A 24,285-nucleotide genomic window follows, 5' to 3' on the forward strand; every position below is an offset into this window, starting at 1 on the left:
ATTTCCCTGTCATAACCCCTCAATTTTCGGAAGATTCTCACCGCGAATTGGTATTTATCCACTGCGATTTGAGTGAATCTCATCACCAAAGCGCAAAATATTTCCTGCCTAAATTTAGGTGTTACTAAATTAACGGCAATGGAAAAGTTATATTGCAGTATCAAACAAACATTGAATTAGATTGGAAAAGGTAGAGCAATCATGGCTGATACTCGTTTAAGACTAGAAGATATTTTCGATTACAATTACTATATCCAGCAAAATCCAGACTTAGCAGGGTTAAACGAACAACAAGCATTACAACATTTACGACTATACGGCTTACAAGAAGGTAGAAGGTTCTCGCAATTTTTTGATTTAGCCTTTTTTGAAACCAATAATCCCACTTTAGAAAACTCCAATAATCGTATAGCGTTACAAAACTTTTTCGATATAGGGCTTCCCGCAGGAGTACAATTTTCGCCTATTTTCGATCTCAATTACTATCGCCGTGCTAACCCAGATTTAGCAAGCTTAGATAACAACCAATTATTTAAGCATTTTCTTACTGCTGGATTAAATGAAGGACGGAACTTTAACCAGTTAATTGATATCAATTATTATCGGACAGCTAACCCAGATTTAGCGGGTTTAAGTAATCGAGAATTGTTCACTCAATTTATTAACGGGGGGTTAAATGAAGGTAGACCTTCTTTGCCATTATTTGATGTCAATTTTTATCGGGCTACTAATCCAGATTTGTCCAGAAATCCATCACCTCTATTCGCAGATGGAGTAGTCACAAATGCTGAACTAATTAATCACTTTTTGACTAATGGTTTAAATGAAAAGCGAATATTCGGCCCGTATTTTAATGTTAATACTTACCTAGATAGTAATCCAGACTTAGTTGCAGCTGGTTTAACTACTGGGCGACAAGCTTACGATCATTTTAGAAGTGCCGGAGTTAACGAAGGCAGACGCTTTTCTCAATTTATTGATATAAGTTATTATTTGGGGAATAACCCGGATTTACGGGCTGCTGGGTTGACACCTGGACAAGCATTCAATCACTTTTTAAACTTTGGTATTAATGAAGGTCGTCGTGCATCGGTGTTATACGATCCGGTATATTATTTAGCAAATAACCCGGATTTAGCTGCCCAACAAATCTCTTATAAAGATGCTTTTGTGCAGTTCCAACGCGAGGGATTTGATCAAGCACGATCGGCCTCTGTATGGTTCGATCCAGATGCGATCGTTCCCTTACTAAACGTGAGACTAACTGAAACAGAACAAACACAAGGAATACTCATAAATGATTGGTTAGCAAGAGCAGACAAATGGCAAGATATCCGTGCTGGAGGCACAATAACTTATAGCTTTGTCACCTCAGCCAGCGGACGTTTGTATGAAGGCCCAGAATCTGGAGTTAGCGAAGTAACACCGGAAGTTAAAAATAACGTTCGCAATATTATGCGGACTCTTTCACAATATATCCCGCTTAATTTTGTCGAGGTTCCTGATAGACCGCCTAACGTTGGTAGAATCCGAATCATGTTTTCTAACGGGCCAGCAGGTTTATCTCGTGATGGAAATGTTTATGCCTATGCCTACTTACCTTCCGACGCACCTGGAACAGGTCTTGCAGGAGATATACATTTAAATCCCGATCGTGGTTTAGTCGATTTTAGCGCTGGCCCAGGCAGTTTTGCTTACAATGCCCTAGTCCACGAAATAGGTCATGCTTTAGGTTTGAAACATCCTTTCCAAGACGATCCAGAGGAAAATCCCTTCACTTATACACTTCCTCAAGGAAAAGATAACAATACAAATACTGTAATGACCTATAACTTTTTTCCTACTAACTATAACGGTTCTTACAGTATTACACCAATGGCTTATGATGTTCGGGCTTTACAGTATTTGTATGGCACGACTAATTACAACCAAGGCGACACAGTTTATACCTTTGATATCAACAACTTTATTGGGCCAAATCAAAGTAATGGTAGAAACAGTTTCAAACAAACAATTTGGGACAGTGGTGGTACTGATACCCTCAACTTTGCCGCTTTACCAGCAATTACAGGTGGCTATTATTTCAACATCAATGAAGGGGGACAAAATACAACTCAATTAGCCCTTAATGGCTCTGTTTACACCATTGCTAATCCCAATAGCACTACTGAGAATCCTCAACCACCTATTCCAGTACTTACTGACAGTTTCGGCACCACAATTGCTTTTGGAACACTAATTGAAAACCTCATTGGTTCGCAGGGGGATGATGAAATTTTAGGCAATGATTTGGGTAATAATATTAATGGTGGGTCTGGTAATGATAGTATCACTGGTGGTCGCGGAACAGATATTTTGACTGGTGGTGACGGCAGCGATATATTCATTTTCGCTTTAGGAGATGGCAGTAAAAATCTCGCAGCAGCAAACGTAATCACTGACTTCCAACCGGGTGTAGATAAGATTGGTTTAAGCTTAGGTTTACCATCATCATCAATTGCTATTACTCAAGGAACAGGTGCAAATGCTGTTAACACTTTAATCTCCGTTCCTAGCACAGGCGAGTACTTAGCAATTTTGAGAAATCTTCCTGCATCTTCAGTAAGCTTTGCTGATTTAATTCCTGTCTAAGAGTGAAAACTCTGGGTGCGTCTCATCCTTTATTGCTATATTTTTTGGCTGAAAAAATCAACAGCTTACTTGTTCTTTCGCTTTCTACTCATTCACTATTTACCTAAAGGAATCAAAATATGGCTACCGCAAATTTGCCATTAAGCTTAACAGACTTATACGACGAGAATTTCTATCGCGCAAGATACTCAGATTTAACTACCTTAAGCAGCAGAGAATTGTATCAACATTTCTTAACTGTTGGACTTACAGAAGGGCGAAATTTTTCACCCTACTTTGATGTCGATTTTTACAAGCTTAGTAATCCATCTTTAGCCAATCTTAGCAATAGGCAATTAGTTGATGATTTTCTAAATCGGGGAATTGACGCAGGTTTGAAATTTTCTCCCTACTTTGATTTAGACGTTTATCGCGCCAGCAATCCAGATTTAGCTCAATTAAGTAACAGAGAATTATTAGTACATTTTCGTGATTCCGGCGCAAATGAAGGTCGTAAATCCACCCTAATTTTTGACTCCGATTTTTATCGCTATGCTAACCCCGACTTAGCACAACTAAGTAACAAACAAGCATTTTTTCACGTTCAAACTACAGGAATTGAACAAAGTCGAGAATTTTCTCCTTTCTTTGATATCACTTTCTTTCGCGCCGCTAATTCCGACCTTGCCAACTCCCTAAACAACAGGCAATTACTCGAACAATTTTTGATTAACGGACTACCCCAAGGTCGCAGATTTTCACCTTTTGTCGATCTAACTTACTACAAAAGCAACAATTCTGACTTAGCAAATCTCAACAACACTCAGTTACTTACTAACTTAGAAAATGTTGGGATTTTCCAAGGACGACCTTTTTCTTCTTTGGTTGATTTGAACTTTTACCGCGCCAGCAACCCAGATTTAGCAACGCTGAATAACAAACAATTACTTGAACATTTGGAAACTTTTGGGTTAAATGAAGGTCGTCGCTTTTCATCAGTTGTTGACTTAAACTCCTATCGGAATACTAACTCCAGATTTCAAACTCTCAGCAACAGAGATTTGTTTGAAAACTTCCAACTTTCTGGGTTGTCTAGCGGAGTAGCTTTATCCAATTTATTGGATTTGAAGTTTTACAAAAAAGCTAACCCCGATTTAGCATCGTTAACGGACGCAGAATTAATCCAACATTTCCAAAATGCTGGTTTACAAGAAGGACGCAAATTTTCACCTTACTTCGATGCCAGTTTCTATGTGAATAATAACCCAGACTTACTTGCAGCTGGATTTAGAAGCAACGAAAGCCGATCGATCGAACATTTCCTCAGATTTGGGTTGGCAGAAAATCGTCCTTTTTCTCAATTTTTTGACCTGAATTATTACAGGAATAACAATTACGATCTGCGAAATTTAACACCTGCACAAGCATTTCGGCATTTTATCGATTATGGAATAAAAGAAGGTCGCCGTCCTTCTGTAATGTTCGATCCAGGTTATTATATCGCTAATAACCCTGATTTAGCTGCTAGAAATCTGACCTTTGAAGAAGGCTTTCAGGATTTCCAAACCACTGGTTTTAATTTAGCACGTCCAGCATCAATTGTATTTCAACCAAACGCCATTGCGCCTTTAGTTGCTACAAGATTTAGAGGTGTTGCAGATGACTGGGGTTTACCTCAATGGCTTTTAAATGCAGCTAAATGGCAAAACATTCCTACTAGGGGAACTCTCACCTACAGCTTTGTTTCTACCCCTAACGCCTTTTTATATGAAGGTCTTGAAAGAGGTGTCAGTGAAGTAACTCCTGCAATTAAAGCTTTAGTTCGAGAAGTGATGAAAGAGTACGGGAAAGTCATGGGCATTAAGTTGGAGGAAGTTCCTGACAGACCACCTAATGCAGGTCGAATCAGAATTATGTTTTCTGAAGGATCGCCTAACCCGCAAATAGTAACACTTAATGGTATTAATTCTTATGGCTATGCCTATGCACCTACAGATTTTGCTGGTTCAGGTTTACCTGGTGACGTACATTTGAATCCGCAAAAAGTACGTGAATTTGAAGCGGCAGCTAATTTATTTCCAGATACTCCAGACATTCCAGGCGATCCTTTTATTATCAATCTAGACACTCCTGTTCAAGCTAATGAAGCTTACGAAGCCCTATTTTTTCTAATGGGTGCTGCTTTGGGTTTGGAACAGCCACAACGACAAAAGGATATTACTACAATAGATACCGATTTTGAGCCAACCCTTCCGCTGGCAAGAGATAACAACACAAATACTGTAATGACTGGTAACTTTACAGATAACTACAGTGGTGGGTCATTTGCAGTTACACCGATGCCAGATGACATTCGGGCATTACAGTATCTTTATGGAGCTAGTGATTGGAATAGTGGAAATACAATTTATAGGGTTAGTAACCAAGGTCTTCCACAAAAAAGGACTATTTGGGATGCAGGTGGTATTGATACCTTGGACTTTTCTGGATGGATTCCCTTTTTCCCCACAGAAAATTTTCGGATTCGCAACTTAGACTATTACTTTGATATGAATGAAGGAGGACAGAATACAGCGCAATCTGCCTTACCACGAGCAAATCCTCCTAACTATATTTCTCCTACTCCTACGGGAGCAACTTATTCTTTACCTAATCCTGATAGCACCGAAGAAGAGCCTCTTCCTCCAATTGTTTACAGAACTACTGCTTACACTATCAGCATTGCTTTTGGAACTAAAATTGAAAACTTAGTTGGTTCTCAAGGTAATGATGAAATTTTTGGTAATGAATTGGCTAATAATATTAATGGTGGGCCAGGAAATGACAGAATTGCAGGTGCTAGAGGAGCAGATTTACTAACTGGTGGTTCAGGTGCAGATACTTTTGTATTTGCTCGTTTAGATGGTGGAGAAAATGTTGCTACAGCTGATGTAGTTGCTGATTTTAATATAGCTGAAGATAAGATTGCTTTAGCTTTAGTTCCTGTGTTGGATCTTAATCCACCAGAACCGCTTGATTCTTTTGCTACACCGCTTCAAGTTGTTATTAATCCAAGCAATCCTAATTCCAGATTTGTCCAAATTAATGGGCAAACTTTAGCTATATTGACTCAAGGTACAGGTGCTAACGCAAATGATACTATTCTCCAACTTTCTGGTAGTAATGAGTTCTTGGCTGTGATTAAGAATACACCTGTGGGAGCTTTGAATAATGCTGGATTCCAATTGGAAGTAAACCTAACAGTTCCGGGGTTTTAGTTGTTACTGTAGGGTGTAGAAAAAACTGATCTACAAGTAAAATCTGTTTGTGATTTCAGGTTTTTTTATTTGTTTTTAACCCGCCATAAAATTAATTTTCCTGGCGGGTTTTTGATGTTCAATGGAATATTACGGGTAAGTTTTCTATGGCTTTTTTGATTTTCTGTACTTGTTTGGGTGCGCCCATTTTTTCATAAATTTGTATGGCGGCTTGGAAGTTGCTGTTACTTTTTTCTATTTCACCGATTTTTTGGTAGGTTCGTGCTAATTCGTAGTAAGCGTCGGCTAGGTCTTTTTTAGCGGTGATTCTTTGCAAAATGCCGATCGCTCTACTATGATATTCGATCGCCTCCTCATATTTACCTTGATTGCGACTCACCATCGCTAAACCAGTGATAATTTGACCAATAGCTCGCACATAATTGCTATTTTCCGCATAATTTAAGGCACGGTTGAACATGGTTAATGCTTGTTCATTTCGCCCCAAATTAGTATTGACTATCCCCATAGAGAAAAAGCTGTAGACGTTACTCCACGTACCCAGCATTCTTTCAGGAAGTAGCTGATAAGCTTGGTAACTTTTATGTAGTAATTCCAACGCTTTTTGTTGTTCAGTTTCCGAACTGTTATGGGAATATAGTAAAGCTATACTAAACTGAGAAAATATAGCATATATATGCCAATTTGTATTTTCTGCTAAAGCAATTACTTCCTCATAAGATTTAATTGCTGCTTCAACTTCCCAGAGAGCTTCTATACAAGAACTAGTTGTAAAGAGAGTTCCTATTCTAGTAGTTTCTAGTTTATATTTGATTTGCGGGTCGATACTGTCTTTGGGCTGAGAATCGAGATATTCTTTTGCCATTAAACTACATTTTTGGTAGTAGGCGATCGCAGTTTGAATATCACCCATTTGATGGTAAAGTCCGCCAATATGACCGTAAAGCATGATTAAAGGAATACCATGCTTAAGTATATTTGTAATTTCCAAACTCACAGAAAGAATATGTTGAATTAAGCCCAATATACCAAAATAAACTGTTAGTGCTTCTGGTTCCCCTTGATAATTCAATTTATACTTTCTTTCGTTTAAAAGCACTTGGCAAGCTAATTCAAACTCTCCAATATCAACATAATGATAATAAGCTTCCAAAGCTTTGAGCGCATCTTCTGTAGTATCTACTGTTTCTACACTCTGCGTCCAAAATTCGGCAGCTTTTATGTTGACAGTTTTCCAATCTTCACTAGCTTTAAGTCTCGTTCTAGCTTCGGCACGAATTACAGGGTGTAACCAATATTCTCCTTTGAGAAAGTCTACCAAAGATCGATCGCGCAAAGACTTCACCACTCGAATCCTTTGCGAATCTGGAACATCCCACAACAAACACATCATCCCATCCCGCTGTACCGCACGTACATCTTGATAGCGGAAACACCCCAAACGGCAAAGCAACTTATAAGCATCAGGATCAACTTCCTGCAACCGCTTAAACTGACTCACAACCAAATCTTGTAAATCAGATTCAATTAACAAATTCTTCTGATTTGCTTGCCAATAACTTTCCACATCACCAGACCAATCAGTTTTGATCGCCCCACTCAAGATGTGCATCGCCTTAGCATTTCCACCATAAGCTTGGTGCATTGCCAGCAACACACCGGAATGAGACTCTATATGCCGATTCCTAAAAAACTCTTTCCAATCCGATATCTCTAACCCTTCTAATCGATAATCCTGAAAAGTTACAGCAGACTCCCCAAGTCTTTCCCTACTAGTAATTAAAGTTACACAATTTCCGGCTGGATCGGCTAACACTCGGAATAACTCTACATAGTCCCGATGGGCAGGAATTAATCTCCCATGTCTATCTAAAGCTGGCTCCAAATTATCAATCAAAACTCCTACCCGCCGATTTGGGTCACGTAGCTTTTGCCGCAATAACTCCAAGGTTACGCCAAAATCTCCTCTAGGTTCCTCCTGAAAGTGTCCCTTTAACCATTCTTCAACAATACTTTTGGCACTAGTAATTTTCTCTGTCTCTTTCGCCATCCACACTTCCAGCCTCAAGTCAAAATGTTGAGAGGTGAAGTATTTCCACGAAAACAAAGACTTACCTACACCACCTTTACCATAAACCAAAATGATTTTCGCCCCTTGTTGGACAAAAGCATTTAAGTCAGCAATTTCCCGCTGTCGTCCAATGAAATTGGGGTTCAAAGAAGCTTTCGGTTCAGGTTCAGGTACGATTAATTCAGGTTGTAACTCTATAGAACGGGATGGTTCTTCAGTCGGTTTTTCAGTCGTTTTGTCTGAGTTCGCTAGTCTTTGCCGTTCCCGCTCCCGTTCCACCGCTGCCTGAAGATTTATTTTACTGACTGGTTCTGCCAAAACTTCAGTTAGCAGTCTCCATAATTTAGAACCAATATCTTGTCTGATGTAAGTCAAGGTGTAGCCAGATTCTTTAGCAATCTCAGCATAACTTTGCCGTAACCAAGCTCCTTTGAATACTATTATTTCAACGTGCTTTAAACGCCTTTTCTTCTTTGCAAACACTGCTTCATCGACAATTTTTAGTGCTGCTTCTACATCCATGAGAGCCAATTTATGATTATTTAGTACTGGTTCATTCATAGTATAACCTGACTTTTACTGACTTTTTCCTACCTCTACCTGATCCACCCTGAGCTTTTCTGAGGTTTTCTGTTTTTTTCTTACTTAAACTGAGGTAAAAAAACTACCTACTTTTTCCTTATCGACAGATCTTTGAATTTGCAAGAAACTATATTTATAAGGTGAAAGTACAGATATTGAGACTTTACTAGATATGCAGAAAAAAACATATTCTCTGGTTCCTTTGTATTTAAATCATTGTAAAAAATCACAGCATTTTCAAATTAAAAATTCCTGCAATCCAGATAAAACAAGAATTTTAACCAGACAATCCAGACATTGGATACTAAATCAATAGGTAGTAAATGCTGGGCTTATAGCAATTTATCTTACCTGATATATAAGTATTCAATAACTAGAGTTTGTTGTTAGGTAATTAACCTCTCTGAAATCAACATTTTATTAAATTGATCGCTCGCTAGTGGTTAAGGTAATCGTTAACTATTTGCTTCGGAAAATCTTCAAATTTTTCTTCCTTAAGTAAAGCAAAGATAAACTTATTAGCGAAAAAGTACCTGATTAGTTGAGTGTAGTTGACAGAGAAGTTCCCGGTAAAAGTTTTCATCCTTGGTGCCTACTGTCAATATCTAAGTCGGATCAAAAAGTGAAATCACCCGAAAGGGCGATCGCACCTGAAGTAAATTTTCTTAACTGTTAGTGCAATTTGTAACTTGAATGTTTAGGGGCAGTACCATGCAGTTTCAAGCTAATAGTATTCCAAATATAACTACTCCCGTTAACGCCAATTGTCCGGATCTCTCATACCAAAAAGATGAACCAAGTTTACAGGAAATAATCTTAGATGAACTTTCCCAAAAAGTTGGCTCAATGTCCCAGAGTGTATTAGGAGTAGCGACAAGAATTTCTACAGAGGTAGAACGGATGTGCCATAAAAGTCCGCGCATCCAAACTTCTGGAGAAGTTTACACTTGGCAATTGATCTTGGGACGTAATAGATTACACAAATGCTTGTCTTACTACCACTTAGGCGCAAAACAGGGACGGATTGAACTACATAGCAGTTTAACGGCTATGATTTATCGTTATGTGGCACCGTCTCAATCTCAGTTGGGTTTTCAAGGGCGGAAAAATCTGATTGATGACTTTTTACAAGAGTTTTACTTTGCTTCTATTAATGCTTTTCGTCGGGAGTATGAGTTACCCAATTTTCAACCCCGGACGCAGCTAGAATTAGCAGAGTATTTGGCTTTTACAGAAAATTATGCTAAGCGTCGCATTACCTTGCCAAATGGCACCAGTCAACAATTGATTGTGTTGCGAGTGCAGGCTTTTGTCAAACGTCAACCTGTGGAAACTTCTGTAGATATTGAACAAGCGGTAGAAACACCCAAGGGAGAGTACGATCAACAAAGTGCTTGGTCTGCTTCAGCGATGCAGCAGGTTCGATCGCAAATTATGACGGAAACAGTCGATCCTTCTGAGGGAATGTTGCGCGATCGAATCATCACAGAACTGTTAAACTATCTGGAATCTCAAGATCAATCAGACTGTGTAAACTACCTACTCTTAAAACTCCAAGACTATTCTGCTCCAGATATTGACCAGGTTCTCAATTTAACTCCCCGCGAACGAGATTATCTACAACAACGCTTTAAGTATCATGTAGATAAGTTCGCCCGTGCATCCCACTGGAAATTAGTTCATCAATGGTTAGGCGCAGATGTAGACCAAAAATTGGGAATGTCTTCTCAACAATGGCAAGAATTTTTAGATCAACTTTCGCCCCAACATCGGGAATTGTTGCAACTGAAAAAAGTCAACAAATTTGATGAAGAAATTGCCAAAGATTTAAAATGGTCGCTCAAACAAGTCCAAAAGCAATGGATGGAGCTTTTGGAACTCGCCTGGAAATATCGTAACTGGGATGGTCAAAAATTACCCGGAAAAAAATCTAACCTCCGTTCCGTGAAAAATAGCAGAGCAAAAGTTAGCAATATTACAGACAATTCTCACTTTTGTTTGGCAGTTTCCTCATAAAGAAAGGAAACAGGGAACGGAGGATGATAGTCAAGATGTCTGCGCTACGGAGTCGTAAGCTGTCACGCATTTAAATCACTTATTAAGATTGCAGGGGAGCAGGGGGGCAGGGGGGCAGGGGGGCAGGGGAGAGAATTAGACGAATTTTCTTCTGTTTCCAAACAATCCAATTTAAATGCGGAACAGCTTAGAGGCAATTTTTCGTTCCCAGGTTGAACCTGGGAACGAGGATTTGGGAGGTTCTACCTCCTCTGGTGTAAAATTTGAGTAAAACTTTGAACCTTCTCCCTAACTCTAAACTTTGCTTAATAATTGGCTAATCATACGATTTGCTTGGGATTCGTAACTACCACCGAACAAATTAAAGTGGTTAATAATGTGGTAGAGATTGTATAAAGTTTTGCGTAATTCATAGCCTGGTTCTAAAGACCAAACGGCGTTATATCCCTGATAAAAAGCAGCTGGAAATCTGCCGAATAATTCTGTCATGGCGATATCGACTTCGCGATCGCCATAATAAGTTGCAGGATCAAAAATTACAGGTTCATTCTCTGCTGTCACTGAAGCATTTCCTGACCATAAATCTCCATGTACTAAAGATGGTTGGGGATGATGATTTGCTAATAATTTAGGAATCGCTTTAATTAAATTTTCTCCTTGACTAAATTGCCCGCCTCGCCGTTTAGCTAATTTCAGTTGATAACCAATTCGATGTTCAGCAAAAAATTCGGCCCAATTTGATGTCCAAGTATTAATTTGTGGTGTAGAACCAATAGTATTATTTATTTCCCAACCAAATCCTTTATTACTAATATTTTTGTGCATTGCTGCTAATTTACACCCCATTTCTTCCCAAGCATTATTACCACCACCCCGCCCTAGTTCTAAATATTCCTGTACGATGTAAGCTGAATTATTGGTTGTTCCGTAACAAATTGGTTGGGGTACGCGAATAGTTTTAGTTAACCACATTTCTTTTAATCCCAAAGCTTCAGCGGCAAACATATCAACTTGGGAAGCTTGGTTTATTTTGACAAAATAAGTGCGATCGCGATCGTCGATCGCATATCCTTGATTAATACAACCACCACCCACAGAACGGCGGTTTTCTATTATAAATTTCCCGCCTATTTCTTGACTAATATGTTCGGCAATTTCTGTCCACATAAGTAGAGAATCTTTATTTCACTATTACAATGCAGAAGAGTTCTAAGAGCGCGTAAGTCTAACGTCCTGCCCTTGTCCCCAGTCCCCAGTCCCCAGTCCCTTTTACTCCGGTTTAATTATTACCACACCATAAGCTTCTGGAGAGAGGAAAGTGTTAGCAGTAAATTGCAATTCTTCCTCATCAACTGCTTGAATTCTAGCTGGATAATTCAGCGCATGAGTTAAATCTTTAACCATTGATTGATAGTAACCGTACATTCCAGCGCGATCGCTAGGAGTTTCCGAAGCAAAGATGAATCTATTTGCTACTTGAGTTCGCACGCGAGAAATTTCGGCTTTGGTGACAGGTTCTTTTTGCAAATTGCGGATGTGTTCTGCGATCGCCAATTCTGCTGCTTCTAGATTTTCTGCTGGTAAATTAGCCGAAATTTGGAAAATTCCTTGGTAATTATGAGTTAAATTGCTGGCAGAAATATGCGTTACTAAATGTTTGGTTTCGCGCAAATCCCCTACTAATCTAGAACTACGTCCTTGTCCTAGAATTGCTGCCAAAACATCTAAAGGATAAGTTTGGGATAACTGCATCATTCCCGGTACTCGCCACATCATAATTAATCTGGCTTGCTGTAAAGTTTCATCCACATATTCCCGTCTGACAATTTCTGTAAAAGGTGCTTCTGGTTGCCATTCGGGAATAACAAAACTGTTAGGAATAGAACTTAAATTTGACTCGGTTTTAGTAAAACCTTCAACAACAATTTCCTTTAACTGTTCTACTGGTAAATTACCCACCACAGCTGCTGTAATTGACTGAGGTTGATACCAATTAGAGTGAAAATCTCGCATTTGTTGAGGTGTGAGAGATTCAATTACTGATTTTGGGCCTAATACTGGACGACGATAAGGTAATTTAGTGAAAGCTGTTTCGATCGTTCTTTGATAAGTACGCCGACGGGGGTTATCTTCTGCACGACGAATCTCTTCTAAAACTACTAATTTTTCTCGCTCAAATGCTTCGTCGGGAATAGTAGGATTCAAAACTACATCAATTTGTAAAGGTGCTAAATCAGCAAAATCTTTGGGCGCAGTTGTAATATAAAACTGAGTATAATCCTGACTGGTAGCAGCGTTAGTGACAGCACCTCTCTCTTCAACCAAACGCTCAAATTCACCACTGGCTAAATTTTCGGTTCCCTTAAAAACCATGTGTTCTAAAAAGTGAGCCATACCATTTATTTGATCTGACTCTACAGCAGAACCAACATCTAACCAGATACTTAAATTTACAGCTTCGATCGGCATTTGTTCAGCAACGATCGTCAACCCATTAGATAACTGATATACAGTCGGGGCATTAAGAGAAGGAGACTTGAGCAAAATCGAGGTCATCAAACTTCAGGGTTAATGTAACGCTTCCTTCATCTTAACTACAGAGTAGTCAACGGGGAACGGTGAATAGTGAGAATTACTACATCAGTTAAATTAAAATAAGAAATGTAAATAAAAGTAAAATTTTATGAAGACCGATCGCAACAACAAAGTAATTGTCATTGGTGCCGGAATCGGTGGTTTAACTGCTGCTGCCTTACTTGCTCATCGAGGCTACCAAGTTTTAGTGTTAGATGGAGCCATAGTTCCCGGAGGATGCGCTTCCACTTTTCAACGGCGCGGTTTTACTTTTGATGTGGGTGCGACTCAAGTTGCTGGGTTAGAACCGTGTGGCATTCATCATCAAATATTCTCAGAATTAGAAATAGACTTGCCAGAGGCGACATATTGCGATCCTGCTTGTGCGGTATTTTTGCCTGGGGAAACTGAACCGATTAATGTGTGGCGAGATCCGCAAAAATGGCAAGCAGAACGTCAGCGACAGTTTCCCGGAAGTGAGAAATTTTGGCAGTTATTAAATAATTTATTTCGTTACAGTTGGGCATTTCAATCGCGGAATCCAGTTTTACCACCGCGAAATTTCTGGGATTTGTGGCAATTAACTAAAGCAGTTAGACCTGATACTTTATTAACTTTACCTTACACTTTCTCTACAGTTGGAGATGCGTTACGTTATTTTGGTTTAGCTGAAAATTTCAGGTTACGAACTTTTTTAGATTTACAGTTAAAGCTTTATTCCCAAGTGGATGCAGAAGAAACCGCTTTACTTTATGCGGCGACTGCGTTGAGTGTGAGTCAAGCGCCACAAGGATTGTATCACTTAAAGGGTAGTATGCAGGTGTTGAGCGATCGCCTAGTAACCGCTCTAGAACGAGATGGCGGAAAATTATTAATGCGCCACACAGTAAAACAAATTTACACAGAAAATGGCAAAGCAACAGCGGTTCAAATCTACAACCAAAAAACCGGAGAAACTTGGACAGAAACAGCAGATCAGATAATTGCTAATGTCACCGTCCAAAACCTAGTGCAATTATTAGGAGAAACAGCACCAAAAGGCTATCGTTATCGCGTAGACAAACTACCACCCGCTAGTGGTGCTTTTGTCATCTATTTAGGAGTAGATGAAACAGCTATTCCCTCTGATTGTCCACCACATTTACAATTTTTCTACGATTACGAAGGGCCGATCGGCGAAAATAATTCCCTGTTTGTGTCCGTGAGTCGTCCGGGAGATGGACGTGCGCCAGAAGGTAAAGCCACAATTACAGCCTCCTCATTTACAGATACCAGAATTTGGTGGAATTCCTCAGATTACGAAACCTTAAAAAGTAAATACACCCAAGAAGCTTTAAGCAAACTGGGTCAATATTTCCACCTCACCCCCGAAACAATTCTCCACACCGAAGCCGCTACACCCCGCACTTTTGCTCGTTTTACTGGACGCGATCGCGGCGTAGTCGGTGGTATCGGTCAACGCATCCCCACTTTTGGCCCCTTTGGATTTGCCAATCGTACACCCATTAACCATCTCTGGCTAGTCGGTGACTCCACCCATCCCGGCGAAGGAACTGCTGGCGTTTCCTACTCCGCCCTCACCGTCGTTCGTCAAATTTCCCAAAGCAGAGGGTAGGGGTGCAGGGGTGCAGGGGTGCAGGGGTGCAGGGGTGCAGGGGAGAATTTAAAACTTAAAACTCTCCAACTCTTCTTAACTCAAAACTCAAAACTCAAAACTCTCCCAGTCCCCAGTCCCCAATCTAAGGACTAGCCGCTGGGGTACTTTCCGCTGGTGGCGAAGCTTCTGGAGTAATCACTGTTTGCTGCTGTTTGGGCGTAAAGTAATCAGGACTTGGGGGCGGTGGAGGATTCAAGATATTTTTCCAGACTTCAATTTGTGCTTTTGCTTCTGCATAAGCACTAGTTCCAGGTGGGATACTTCTAGCAATAGAAATTGCTCCTGGCAAATCATAATTTGCTCGGTCTTGCGCTTGGGAGAGAATTTGGTAACTCCATTGATTCATGGCATTTTCTGCTTCCGATCGCAACGCCGAACTTCTGGGAATACTCCTTAACAACTGAATTGCCGACACTAGAGAATCTGGCGTACCAGTACTTGCTAATTGTTGCGCTTGTTGCCAATTCTGTTGTGATCTGGCTTGCCCTTGCCACTCTTGAATTGCCGACTGTGCTTGATTAGACAGCGACCTACCTGGTCTAATTTGTTGAGCAGTATTAATTGCATCGGCAAAATTACCCGAATTAGCTAATTGTCTCGCCTGATCTAAAAATGGTTGGTCTTGAATGCGTTGAATTTGAGCAGTCCATTGAGAAATTTTACTTTGAGCTTCGGGATACAACGCTCTACCTCTGGTAATTTTAGCCGCTTCATCAACTGCGGCTGCCAAAGAAGCAGTATCTCCCAAACTGGCTACTTGTTGGGCACGACTTAACACTGGACGGTCTTCAATTGTTTGAATCTGAGCTACCCAAGCCACAATTTGTTGTTTTGCTTCCTTGGCTCTGGGATTATTCTCTGGAATTTGTTGTGCTTCTGTAATTGCTGCTGCTAAGTCACTGACACTACCCATACTTGCCATCTGGCGGGCTTTATCTAAAATTGCTACGTCTTGTTGCTCTTTTTGCCAACGTAATAACCAATCTTGAGCTTTATTATACAAAGGTCGATTGGGGCTAATTCTTTGTACTTGGTTAATAGCCGCATCTAAACTACTGACTGTGCCATCTTGAGCTAAACTTAATGCTTGTGCCAAGTTGGTGAAGTCTTCTATATCGCCTTGCAAGTTGATTATTGAGGGAATTTGCCGGACGATCGATAATGCTCCATCTACATCTTGGTTATCCAGTTGGATTTGTGCTAAGTCAAGCATTTTCCGCCCAAATTCCAGAATGGCAGTTTTAGAAGCTTCATAAAGATAACTTTTAGAACCAATTCCTTGAGCTAGTTTAATCGCTTCTAATAAGTTTTTTACCCCACCAGCCCGTGCCACATTCCGAGCTTTGGTTAAAGTTTCGCCATCTTGTCTAGAGGCGGCAATAATTTGGGTAAGTTCCTCATATTTGGTTGTTTCCCAATGTCTATTACCGATGTATAACAACTTTACTGCTTCCCGAAAGGCTTGAGTCCAGTTTTCTTTTCTTACTTCTGCTTCGGCTGCTCGATAGTAACCTTCAGCTTGAGCCCAAACACCACGCCAACGCTGGATGCGTTTTTCTACCAAGGCATAAGCGGGAACATCAGAGGGAATTTTTTTCGCTGTAGCGATCGCATCATCTAACCTACCATTTTCAAAAGACTTATCTGCCAACTTTAAAATATCTTGCGACCATCCATTAATCAGCGAGTTTGCTTCATCCCGCAATGGGTGATCTACAGGCAGAGTTTTTACCAGAGCAATTGCATCGAGCAAACCTTTTAGCGTCTGCTTATTCGCTAATATTTCCGCACAAGAAATCCGCTCTGATGCCGAAGCGGTCATTAAGTTTATTGCCGAACAGTTGGGCTGTGCTGGTAGCGTTAACAACAAAGTTACTGCTAATGTTCCGATTCCGCCAGCACTCACTGTTGCTAACGCCACCCAAAATTGCCATTTCCCTGTTAACTGTTGTACTACCGGAGAAATTTTGATCTGCACTTGTTTTAACCTTTTACTGATTCGCCTGAGTTTCCCATTCTTGGAAGCTCCACTTTCTGAATTTTTGTCAGTCCCTTCTGCTGGGCGTTCATACTCGTTGCTATCTGGCGAAACGGAAGCTTCAACGGTTGGTTTTTCGTGCAGAGTGCCATGAGGCGTGACAGCATTATTTGGAATCAGAGGCGGAATTGGCGATCGATTTTTTCCCTGCTCTGACGCTCCCATCGGCGACCATTGGTTCGGATTTCCCCGTTCTCTCATAGCTCACACCAAAATAATCGTGCATTAGACCAGGCTAGCTCGAATAGGTAGTGGTAGCTATCCTACCCCTCTAATTCCAAAAAAGCTAGATCTTAGGCAACATAATATTCTAATTACCATCATCTAAACAATTTGTCACCCATTTTTAGACAGAGGATTCTGCTCGTAAATCGGAAATTAGTTGAGCTAGTTCATCGCTGCTGGCTTGATAAACTTCTCCACAGAAATGGCAAGTAGCCTCAGCACCATTATCCTTTTCGATCATGTCCTGCAATTCCGCTTCTCCCAAAAGCTTAAGCGCTCCTAAAACTCTCTCGTAGGAGCAGTTACACTGAAAGCGGAGCAGTTGCACTTCCGGTAATTGTACCAACCCCATATCTCCCAGCAATTGCTGAAAAATATCCGGTAATGTCTTACCTGCTTGTAACAAAGGCGTAAATCCTGACAAAGCCGCTACTCTCGATTCTAAAGTTTGTACCAAAGCTTCGTCCGATGCTGCTTTGGGCATAACTTGGATTAAAATTCCCCCGGAGGCGGTAACTATTTCCGCCTCGACAAACACACCGACTACTACAGCCGAAGGTGTCTGTTCGGAAGTTGCTAGGTAATAGGTCACATCTTCGCCTATTTCTCCAGAAACCAATTCTACTGTACTGGAGTAAGGATAACCGTAGCCCATATCCCTAACTACATAGAGATATCCTTCCCTACCTACTGCCCCACCTACATCTAGTTTGCCTTTGGCGTTTGGTGGTAGTTCAATTTTGGGGTTTTCCACGTAACCCCGCACTGTACCATCTAACCCAGCATCGATTAAAATTCCCCCTAAAGGGCCATTTCCTTTCACCCGAATATTTACTCTTGATTCAGGTCGCTTCATACTAGAAGCTAACAACAATCCTGCTGACATTGTGCGCCCCAAAGCAGCTGTTGCTACGTAGGAAAGTTGATGTCGCCGTTTCGCTTCATCTGTGAGGCGAGTTGTAATCACACCAACGGCGCGAATTCCTCCATCAGCAGCAGTGGCTCTAATTAACTGATCGGCCATGTAATTTCCTTACATTTCTTAACATCTTCCATTGTAAGTGGCTGACTTGGAGAGTGGCGATCGATAATTTGGCAATTTTCAACTTGTAATGCTACGTCTACCAAGACTGAGAAGGAAATGCTAAGGTACAGAAGAAATTCCTAGTTTGGTAATAATTTAATTTATGCTGGGTAATTTTCAACATAGTAATTTGCGAATTGAAGTGGAAGCAGAGGAAAATACAATCCGAGAGAGTTTGCTCTATCCCCGGAAATTGCAGCAGTGGTTATGGCCCCAAAGTTTTGATGCTAATTTACCAGAAGAATTTCATGCTGGATTAAAGTTTACTAGTTGGCTTGGCCCGATCGCAATTCAACACCAAGTTGATGTCGCTGAATCTAACCATCTTCGCTTAATTTTAAGTCAAGGAATTGATGGTTTTCACGAATGGTATTGGGGCAATGGTTGGGTACAATCTCGTCTAGAAGGTATCTCTTTACTCCCATTAAATTTAGCCCAAACTTTCGGTTTATTGCGATTAAGAGAATTTCTCACAAATAAATCAAACTAAACCTTAGTCGTTCGTTGCGATCGCTGAAGCGCTAAAGTGCCAATAACGAACCTTTTAAATAGTTTGTTGTAAGCGCTTCAGCGCTGGAACACACTCAATATTTACAACAAACTTTTATTGTTGCTGGCGTTCTTTTTTTGCTATTTCATTTAATCCCACTTGATCTAACAAAGAGAGAATGTCAGCATAAGTAGATTGATTGGGATTAGTTGTAAAAGCAGTACTAAGCGTTTCTAGAGCATCATACCAATAACCTTTTTGAGCAAAAACTCTAGCTTTTTGTTGAGGCGTATTTGCTTTAGATAATTGTCCAGTTAATTCTGGCGTAGGAGCTACTCGCTTAATTCCTGCTTCCACTGAGATTTTACGTCTTTTTCCTTCAACAACGCAGGAAACTGACACAGCCCAATTATATTCTGCTCCTATTTCTAATTTCACTTTATCTTTCGGTAATTGCATTTGAATTATTCCGGCTGAAGGCTGTAATTGTTCAGCATAAATAGGTTCTTTTTCTCCAGCTTTTCGCAATTCAAATATCATGATTTCTGCATCCTTACTTGGTAAATACCAAAGCAATGTGGGATTACTAGAAGTAGTTAATCCTATATGATTTTGAGGAACTAAAAGAGTTGGTGTTGTAGAAGCACATTCTTTTGGTACAGTTTGCAGAGTTTCTGGAGCAGGTGTGGAACTACCTCTAGTTCTGGTAAAATTCTCGTCAGATTCTAAGATAGTGGGTTTTTCATAAGCTCTTGCACCACCCGATCCTGTGGCTCCTGGTGCGCCGCGATCGGGCGGGCTATATTGGATATTAGCGGGTAAAGATTGAGCCAAAACTGGTGCATTGAACCCAATTGATAAGCGTTTAAATAGCAGATTATTGGCGCTACTACTAGTAGCAACTAATTGAAGTAATAGAATTGATACGACACTTAAAATCCAGGGATTCTGTTGACGATCTTTATTCATAAATCTTGCCGTTTTATTATTTGGAAGCAAACTTGGCTGAACCAGACCAAAATTTTTTGAGCTAATATATTTTAATTTGACTCAATTTCAGCAAAAATTGTTTCAGATACTTAGTATTTTGAGTACAAGCCTGAAACATTTCCTCTCAAATTACCCGATCGATCGCTCTTATGCCCTCCTGCTCCTCTAAGCAATTTAAATCATTAATAGCTTACGCTTAAAATTTAAGCTATTGCTTATCGTGGCTTAATCAGGAGTACAGAACAAGGAGCATCTTCTATGACTTGACTGCTTACCGATCGCTCTAAAATCCGTTTCAGCCCCGTCAACCCACGACTACCAATAATAATTAGATCGGCATGGTGAATATTGGCAAGACGGACGATTTCTTCTGCGGGGTCGCCCGTAACTATTTCTAATTCACTTTGATAAGGCAATCTAGTCTGATAGGACTGTAACTGCTTTTCCGCTTTCCGGTAGGGAATTTCCTCTGCGATGCCGTGAGGTCGATCCGCAGACCATTCTACCTGATCTTCCATTGGTGGAATAACGTGAGACAAAATAATTTTTGTTTCTGGCTGTAAATTAATTTCATCCAGGCTGAGAATTACCTGTTCAGATAGTTCTGTCCCATCCAATGCTACCAGAATCGTTTTCAGCACGAACTATGCCTCCTTCGTGAGTAGTTGTGAGTTTTGAGTTTTCTGTTTCAATTCCTAAAAATATCTTCAATTGTGAATTAAATGAAGGCGGGTTTATCTATTTTTGGGATTTCGCACTGGCCTAATCATAAAACCCTTGCCTCCTAAACACAAAACTCTGATGAGGCATTCTGACAGCAAATCAAAACTTAGGACTTAACTCCATTACTTCCTGGCAATTAGTAAGGATTATCCTAGACCGTAGATATTTCCCGGTCAAAGTAGGAAACGGACAGAACTATACTAAATTTATTTTTGGCAATTAATTATTTGTAGTACTCACCTACCTGGAAAGGGGATTAAGTGAAAGTTAACTAAACTGTAGTGTCAACTTTTGTTAAGATGAAGATTTAGCATTGCCATCTTGACCAGAGTCGCGTCGGGAAACCCTCATTCGTACTGAGTCGGCGTGAGAAGGTAGTCCCTCTGCATTTGCTAAGACTTCGATCGCACTAGCTACTTTTTGAAGTGCAGTAGGGGAATATTGAATCAGGCTAGAGTGTTTCAAAAAGGTTTCCACACCCAAAGCTGAGGCATAGCGGGCAGCACCAGAAGTTGGTAAGGTATGATTTGGCCCTGCTAAGTAATCGCCGACGGCTTCTGGGGTAGAATGACCCAGGAAGATAGCTCCAGCATGGCGAATTAAATCCAGAGTTGACCAAGGGTCTTCTACTTCTAGTTCTAGGTGTTCGGGAGCAAATTCGTTAGACAGTTCAGCAGCTAAGGCTAGAGACTCTACCAGAACAATTAAGCCATAGTGAGCGATCGCTTTTTCCGTCAGAGTTCGGCGCGGATGATCCACTAATTGCAGTTCCACCTCAGCTTGCACCTTATGCGCCAAAGTAGAATCAGTAGTCACTAGAATTGCGGAAGCCATTGAATCGTGTTCCGCCTGCGCCAACAAATCAGCCGCCACATGAACTGGATTAGCTGTTTTATCAGCAATCACCAGCACTTCTGATGGCCCTGCTAACGAGTCTATGCCCACAGTACCATAAACCAGTTTTTTCGCCAGCGTGACATAAATGTTACCAGGCCCAGTAATCACATCTACTTTAGGTATAGTTTCTGTCCCATAAGCTAGAGCAGCGATCGCTTGCGCCCCCCCAACGCGGTAAATTTCCGTAATCCCTGCTTCCTGTGCTGCCACCAACACAGCGGGGGAAATCGTTGTATCTACCCCTGGAGGCGTAACCATGACGATGCGAGGTACTCCAGCTACTTTAGCCGGAATCGCATTCATGATCACAGTACTGGGATAAGCGGCACGACCACCGGGAATGTAAATTCCTGCTTTGTCTACTGGTCTGTAACGTTTACCCAACACTACTTCGTCATCTTTAAATTGTACCCAGGATTTCGGTACTCGCTGTCGGTGGAAAGCTTCAACCTGTTCTTTTGCCAGAAGAATCGCATTTAGCAACTCTTTCGACACCTGCTGATAAGCAGCATCCATTTCGGAACCGCTGACCCGCAACTCTTCTGGTGTTAAGTTTTGTCGATCGAATTCCGCCGTATAATGCAATACCGCTCGGTCGCCTTGCGCTTTAATGCGCTGAAGGACTTCCCGAACCGTTGCTTCTTTGTGAACAATCTGGTCAGTAGAAGTGCGATCGCGGATACGCCGCAATTCTGCTTCTGCCTCAGTCCGCTCAGTGATGATTCGCAGCATGGAGTTAGGAATGCAATCTTAGGAAGTTACCCGTTTGTGTTTGGGGGCACAGCCACCCTGGTAATTTTGCGGGGTTAGTTGTCCAACCATCTGTATTGTTAGATTCAGGATGTTTGATCAACTCGTCCCTACTTTCCAGGCTTGCCCAATAATTTGTTTCTCTAGCTTAACTTGAGATTTCGATCGCGGATCGCTCCCGCGTCAGCATAGATGTTATATTAGTTTTTCTAGGACTTTCAATGTTTATTTAGATAGAGTAGCTTCGGAAGAACAGCAGTGGCTAATATTAAATCCGCTATCAAGCGCGTAAAAATTGCCGAACGCAACCGTTTGCGTAATAAAGCATACAAATCAGCCGTTAGAACGCTGATGAAGGGATATTTTGCAGCTGTAGACACCTACGCTGCTAATCCTACCCCAGAATCGCTCACAGAAGTACAGCAGCGGATGTCAGCTGCCTACAGTAAAATCGACAAAGCCGTGAAAAAAGGCGTAATACATCCCAACAATGGGTCACGGAAAAAATCTCGTCTGGCGAAAACCCTAAAGCGTCATACTAATCCAGCAACAGCAACAGCTTCCTAGAAGGCAGGGGAGATGGGGAGATAGGGAGATGGGAAGATGGGCAAATTTTATTAACCCAAAACTTCCTAAACTATCTTTCTAACTCAAAACTCAAAACTCAAAACTTAAAACTTTCTCCTAACCATGCAGTTGATTGACACCCACGTACACATCAATTTTGATGTGTTTGAAGCAGACTTAGATGCTGTTGGACAACGCTGGCGCGATGCGGGAGTTATCTCACTAGTCCACTCTTGCGTCCATCCAGGAGAATTCTCAGCCATTCAAGCGCTTTCTAGACGCTTTCCCGAACTGTTTTTTGCTGTAGGTCTACATCCGTTGGATGCCGAAAAGTGGACAGTCAACACCCAAGAGCAAATATTATCTTTATGTAGTTCCGATCCCAAAGTAGTCGCTATAGGCGAAATGGGATTGGATTTTTACAAGGCGCAAAACCAACAACAGCAAGAAGAAGTTTTTCTCGCTCAACTGGGAATTGCCCGGAAATTGCAAAAGCCAGTGATTATTCATTGTAGAGACGCAGCCTCGCGAATGCGAGATCTCATGCAGGATTTTTGGGCAAATTCTGGTTCAGTTGCCGGAGTTATGCACTGTTGGGGCGGCACTCCCGCAGAAACCATCTGGTTTTTAGACTTAGGTTTCTATATTAGCCTGAGTGGTGTAGTAACATTCAAAAATGCGATCGCAATTCAAGAATCAGCCAAAATGATTCCTGAAGATCGGTTGCTAGTGGAAACTGATTGCCCATTTCTTGCCCCAGTTCCCAAGCGCGGGAAACGCAACGAACCAGCTTACGTTCGCTATGTGGCAGAATTTGTAGCTGATTTACGCGGCGTGACACCAGAAGCGATCGCAATTACCACAACTAAAAACGCTTGTCAATTATTTAGTCTGCCAATTACGGCGAATGGAGTGTAAACCGTAACTTGCTACAACAGACCAGTGTAAAAAAGCAGAAACCAAAAGGCTCAAATCAGCTTAAACAAAGCTCTTTTACCTTTTTCAACTGAAGATAGTTAATGCCACCAAGCACCAATTAAAAAATTCTGGCTTCCCGTACTAAAAAAACCGTTTTTAGTCAACCAATATGGGTAACATTGCGCCATAATGTTTAAGGGGGAAAATACAGTGGGGGAACAACCGTGAATCTACGAGTTAGCCTAAACACTATTGCTACGCTACAATATCATAGCCACAAAAGAAGTACGAAGGCAAATGACAGAGATAAGCCTGACAGCAGACTGCTCTACCGACACCAGAGGTGAAAAGCCTGATATTTTTAAATTTGCTCGCTTAGTGCAACGCGGCAGAAATAACCAAAAAAAGGTAAGAAAGGTGAGTGTATAAATCTTTTTTCCTTCTCCTCTGCCTTCTGTCTTAGAGCCTTTTTCTACTAACCACCAACGTTTAACTTTATGAGAGCAGTCTTGAAAGCGATATCAATATCATCAAGTACGATCGACTCGATACGTGCTGTCGCACAAGCTGGCGCGAAGGGAACTTACGTTATTGGACAACAAACAGCCGACTATCTGAAGAGAGATTTCGCACTCCCAGCTAAATTTAGTTTAACGAGGTAATGGTAACTTTTAAACCCAAGAGCAGCATTCTGTGACAAAACTTAGTCAATGCAAAATGCTCACAAGCACAATTCAGAAATAAAAATCGATTTTTTGAATTTGGGATTGTTTAGTGGTAATCAACAAAACCTTTGCTGAGATTCAAGACTTGCAATTAAACAACTACACAGATTT

16 protein-coding genes are annotated in these 24,285 nt (G+C 41.0%); 8 read left to right on the top strand and 8 right to left on the bottom strand.

The genetic code is table 11. The annotated features are described in order from the left end of the window. Positions 1–201: 201 nt before the first annotated feature. On the top strand, positions 202–2,631 hold the full coding sequence (locus ACE1CA_RS26545) for a M10 family metallopeptidase (protein ID WP_413279317.1): 2,430 nt from the start codon (positions 202–204) through the stop codon (positions 2,629–2,631). Between the two features lie 119 nt (positions 2,632–2,750). Then, a complete protein-coding gene (locus ACE1CA_RS26550) occupies positions 2,751–5,867 on the top strand; it encodes a M10 family metallopeptidase C-terminal domain-containing protein (protein ID WP_413279316.1) in 3,117 nt (1,038 codons plus the stop codon). Between the two features lie 118 nt (positions 5,868–5,985). On the opposite strand, the gene ACE1CA_RS26555 is transcribed toward ACE1CA_RS26550, so the two are convergent. Continuing rightward, positions 5,986–8,499 carry a helix-turn-helix domain-containing protein gene (locus ACE1CA_RS26555; protein WP_413279315.1) on the bottom strand — a complete coding sequence of 838 codons (2,514 nt, stop codon included), beginning with the start codon at positions 8,497–8,499 and terminating at the stop codon, positions 5,986–5,988. Between the two features lie 732 nt (positions 8,500–9,231). On the opposite strand from ACE1CA_RS26555, the gene ACE1CA_RS26560 reads away from it, so the two are divergent. Next, positions 9,232–10,536: a hypothetical protein gene (locus ACE1CA_RS26560; RefSeq protein ID WP_413279314.1), complete on the top strand. Its 1,305-nt coding sequence runs from the start codon at positions 9,232–9,234 to the stop codon at positions 10,534–10,536. A gap of 294 nt (positions 10,537–10,830) precedes the next feature. On the opposite strand, the gene ACE1CA_RS26565 is transcribed toward ACE1CA_RS26560, so the two are convergent. Together ACE1CA_RS26565 and ACE1CA_RS26570 are read right to left on the bottom strand one after the other, a co-directional pair. Beyond that, on the bottom strand, positions 10,831–11,703 hold the full coding sequence (locus tag ACE1CA_RS26565) for a fructosamine kinase family protein (RefSeq protein ID WP_413279313.1): 873 nt from the start codon (positions 11,701–11,703) through the stop codon (positions 10,831–10,833). Positions 11,704–11,805: 102 nt separating this feature from the next. Next, entirely contained in the window at positions 11,806–13,092 is a 1,287-nt protein-coding gene (locus ACE1CA_RS26570; RefSeq protein ID WP_413279312.1) for a M16 family metallopeptidase, read from the bottom strand. Between the two features lie 127 nt (positions 13,093–13,219). Here ACE1CA_RS26570 and crtD point away from each other — a divergent pair, with 127 nt between their 5' ends. Further along, positions 13,220–14,725, top strand: a complete 1,506-nt coding sequence (gene crtD, locus ACE1CA_RS26575; protein ID WP_413279311.1) for a C-3',4' desaturase CrtD — start codon at positions 13,220–13,222, stop codon at positions 14,723–14,725. 124 nt (positions 14,726–14,849) lie between these two features. Here the strand turns inward: crtD and ACE1CA_RS26580 are convergent, their stop codons facing one another. Then, positions 14,850–17,006: a hypothetical protein gene (locus ACE1CA_RS26580; protein WP_413279310.1), complete on the bottom strand. Its 2,157-nt coding sequence runs from the start codon at positions 17,004–17,006 to the stop codon at positions 14,850–14,852. 145 nt (positions 17,007–17,151) lie between these two features. Beyond that, positions 17,152–18,054, bottom strand: a complete 903-nt coding sequence (gene hslO, locus ACE1CA_RS26585) for an Hsp33 family molecular chaperone HslO (RefSeq protein WP_413279309.1) — start codon at positions 18,052–18,054, stop codon at positions 17,152–17,154. A gap of 163 nt (positions 18,055–18,217) precedes the next feature. Here hslO and ACE1CA_RS26590 point away from each other — a divergent pair, with 163 nt between their 5' ends. Next, positions 18,218–18,604 carry a hypothetical protein gene (locus ACE1CA_RS26590; RefSeq protein ID WP_413279308.1) on the top strand — a complete coding sequence of 129 codons (387 nt, stop codon included), beginning with the start codon at positions 18,218–18,220 and terminating at the stop codon, positions 18,602–18,604. 114 nt (positions 18,605–18,718) lie between these two features. Here ACE1CA_RS26590 and ACE1CA_RS26595 read toward each other — a convergent pair whose 3' ends face one another. From ACE1CA_RS26595 to hisD, 3 genes are all read right to left on the bottom strand, one after another. Beyond that, positions 18,719–19,573: a DUF928 domain-containing protein gene (locus ACE1CA_RS26595; RefSeq protein WP_486517548.1), complete on the bottom strand. Its 855-nt coding sequence runs from the start codon at positions 19,571–19,573 to the stop codon at positions 18,719–18,721. Positions 19,574–19,809: 236 nt separating this feature from the next. Continuing rightward, positions 19,810–20,235 carry a universal stress protein gene (locus ACE1CA_RS26600; protein WP_413279306.1) on the bottom strand — a complete coding sequence of 142 codons (426 nt, stop codon included), beginning with the start codon at positions 20,233–20,235 and terminating at the stop codon, positions 19,810–19,812. Between the two features lie 376 nt (positions 20,236–20,611). Then, positions 20,612–21,946, bottom strand: coding sequence for a histidinol dehydrogenase (hisD, locus tag ACE1CA_RS26605; RefSeq protein ID WP_413279305.1), 1,335 nt, complete (start codon positions 21,944–21,946; stop codon positions 20,612–20,614). Positions 21,947–22,222: 276 nt separating this feature from the next. On the opposite strand from hisD, the gene rpsT reads away from it, so the two are divergent. From rpsT to ACE1CA_RS26620, 3 genes are all read left to right on the top strand, one after another. Then, complete coding sequence (gene rpsT / locus ACE1CA_RS26610) at positions 22,223–22,531, top strand: 30S ribosomal protein S20 (RefSeq protein ID WP_413279304.1); 309 nt, start codon at positions 22,223–22,225, stop codon at positions 22,529–22,531. Between the two features lie 123 nt (positions 22,532–22,654). Beyond that, positions 22,655–23,449, top strand: coding sequence for a TatD family hydrolase (locus ACE1CA_RS26615; RefSeq protein WP_413279303.1), 795 nt, complete (start codon positions 22,655–22,657; stop codon positions 23,447–23,449). Positions 23,450–23,746: 297 nt separating this feature from the next. Further along, positions 23,747–23,878, top strand: coding sequence for a hypothetical protein (locus tag ACE1CA_RS26620; protein ID WP_413279302.1), 132 nt, complete (start codon positions 23,747–23,749; stop codon positions 23,876–23,878). The last annotated feature ends 407 nt before the right edge of the window (positions 23,879–24,285 follow it).

The organism is Floridaenema evergladense BLCC-F167, assembly GCF_041929205.2.
In the GTDB taxonomy this organism is placed as follows: domain Bacteria; phylum Cyanobacteriota; class Cyanobacteriia; order Cyanobacteriales; family Aerosakkonemataceae; genus Floridanema; species Floridanema evergladense.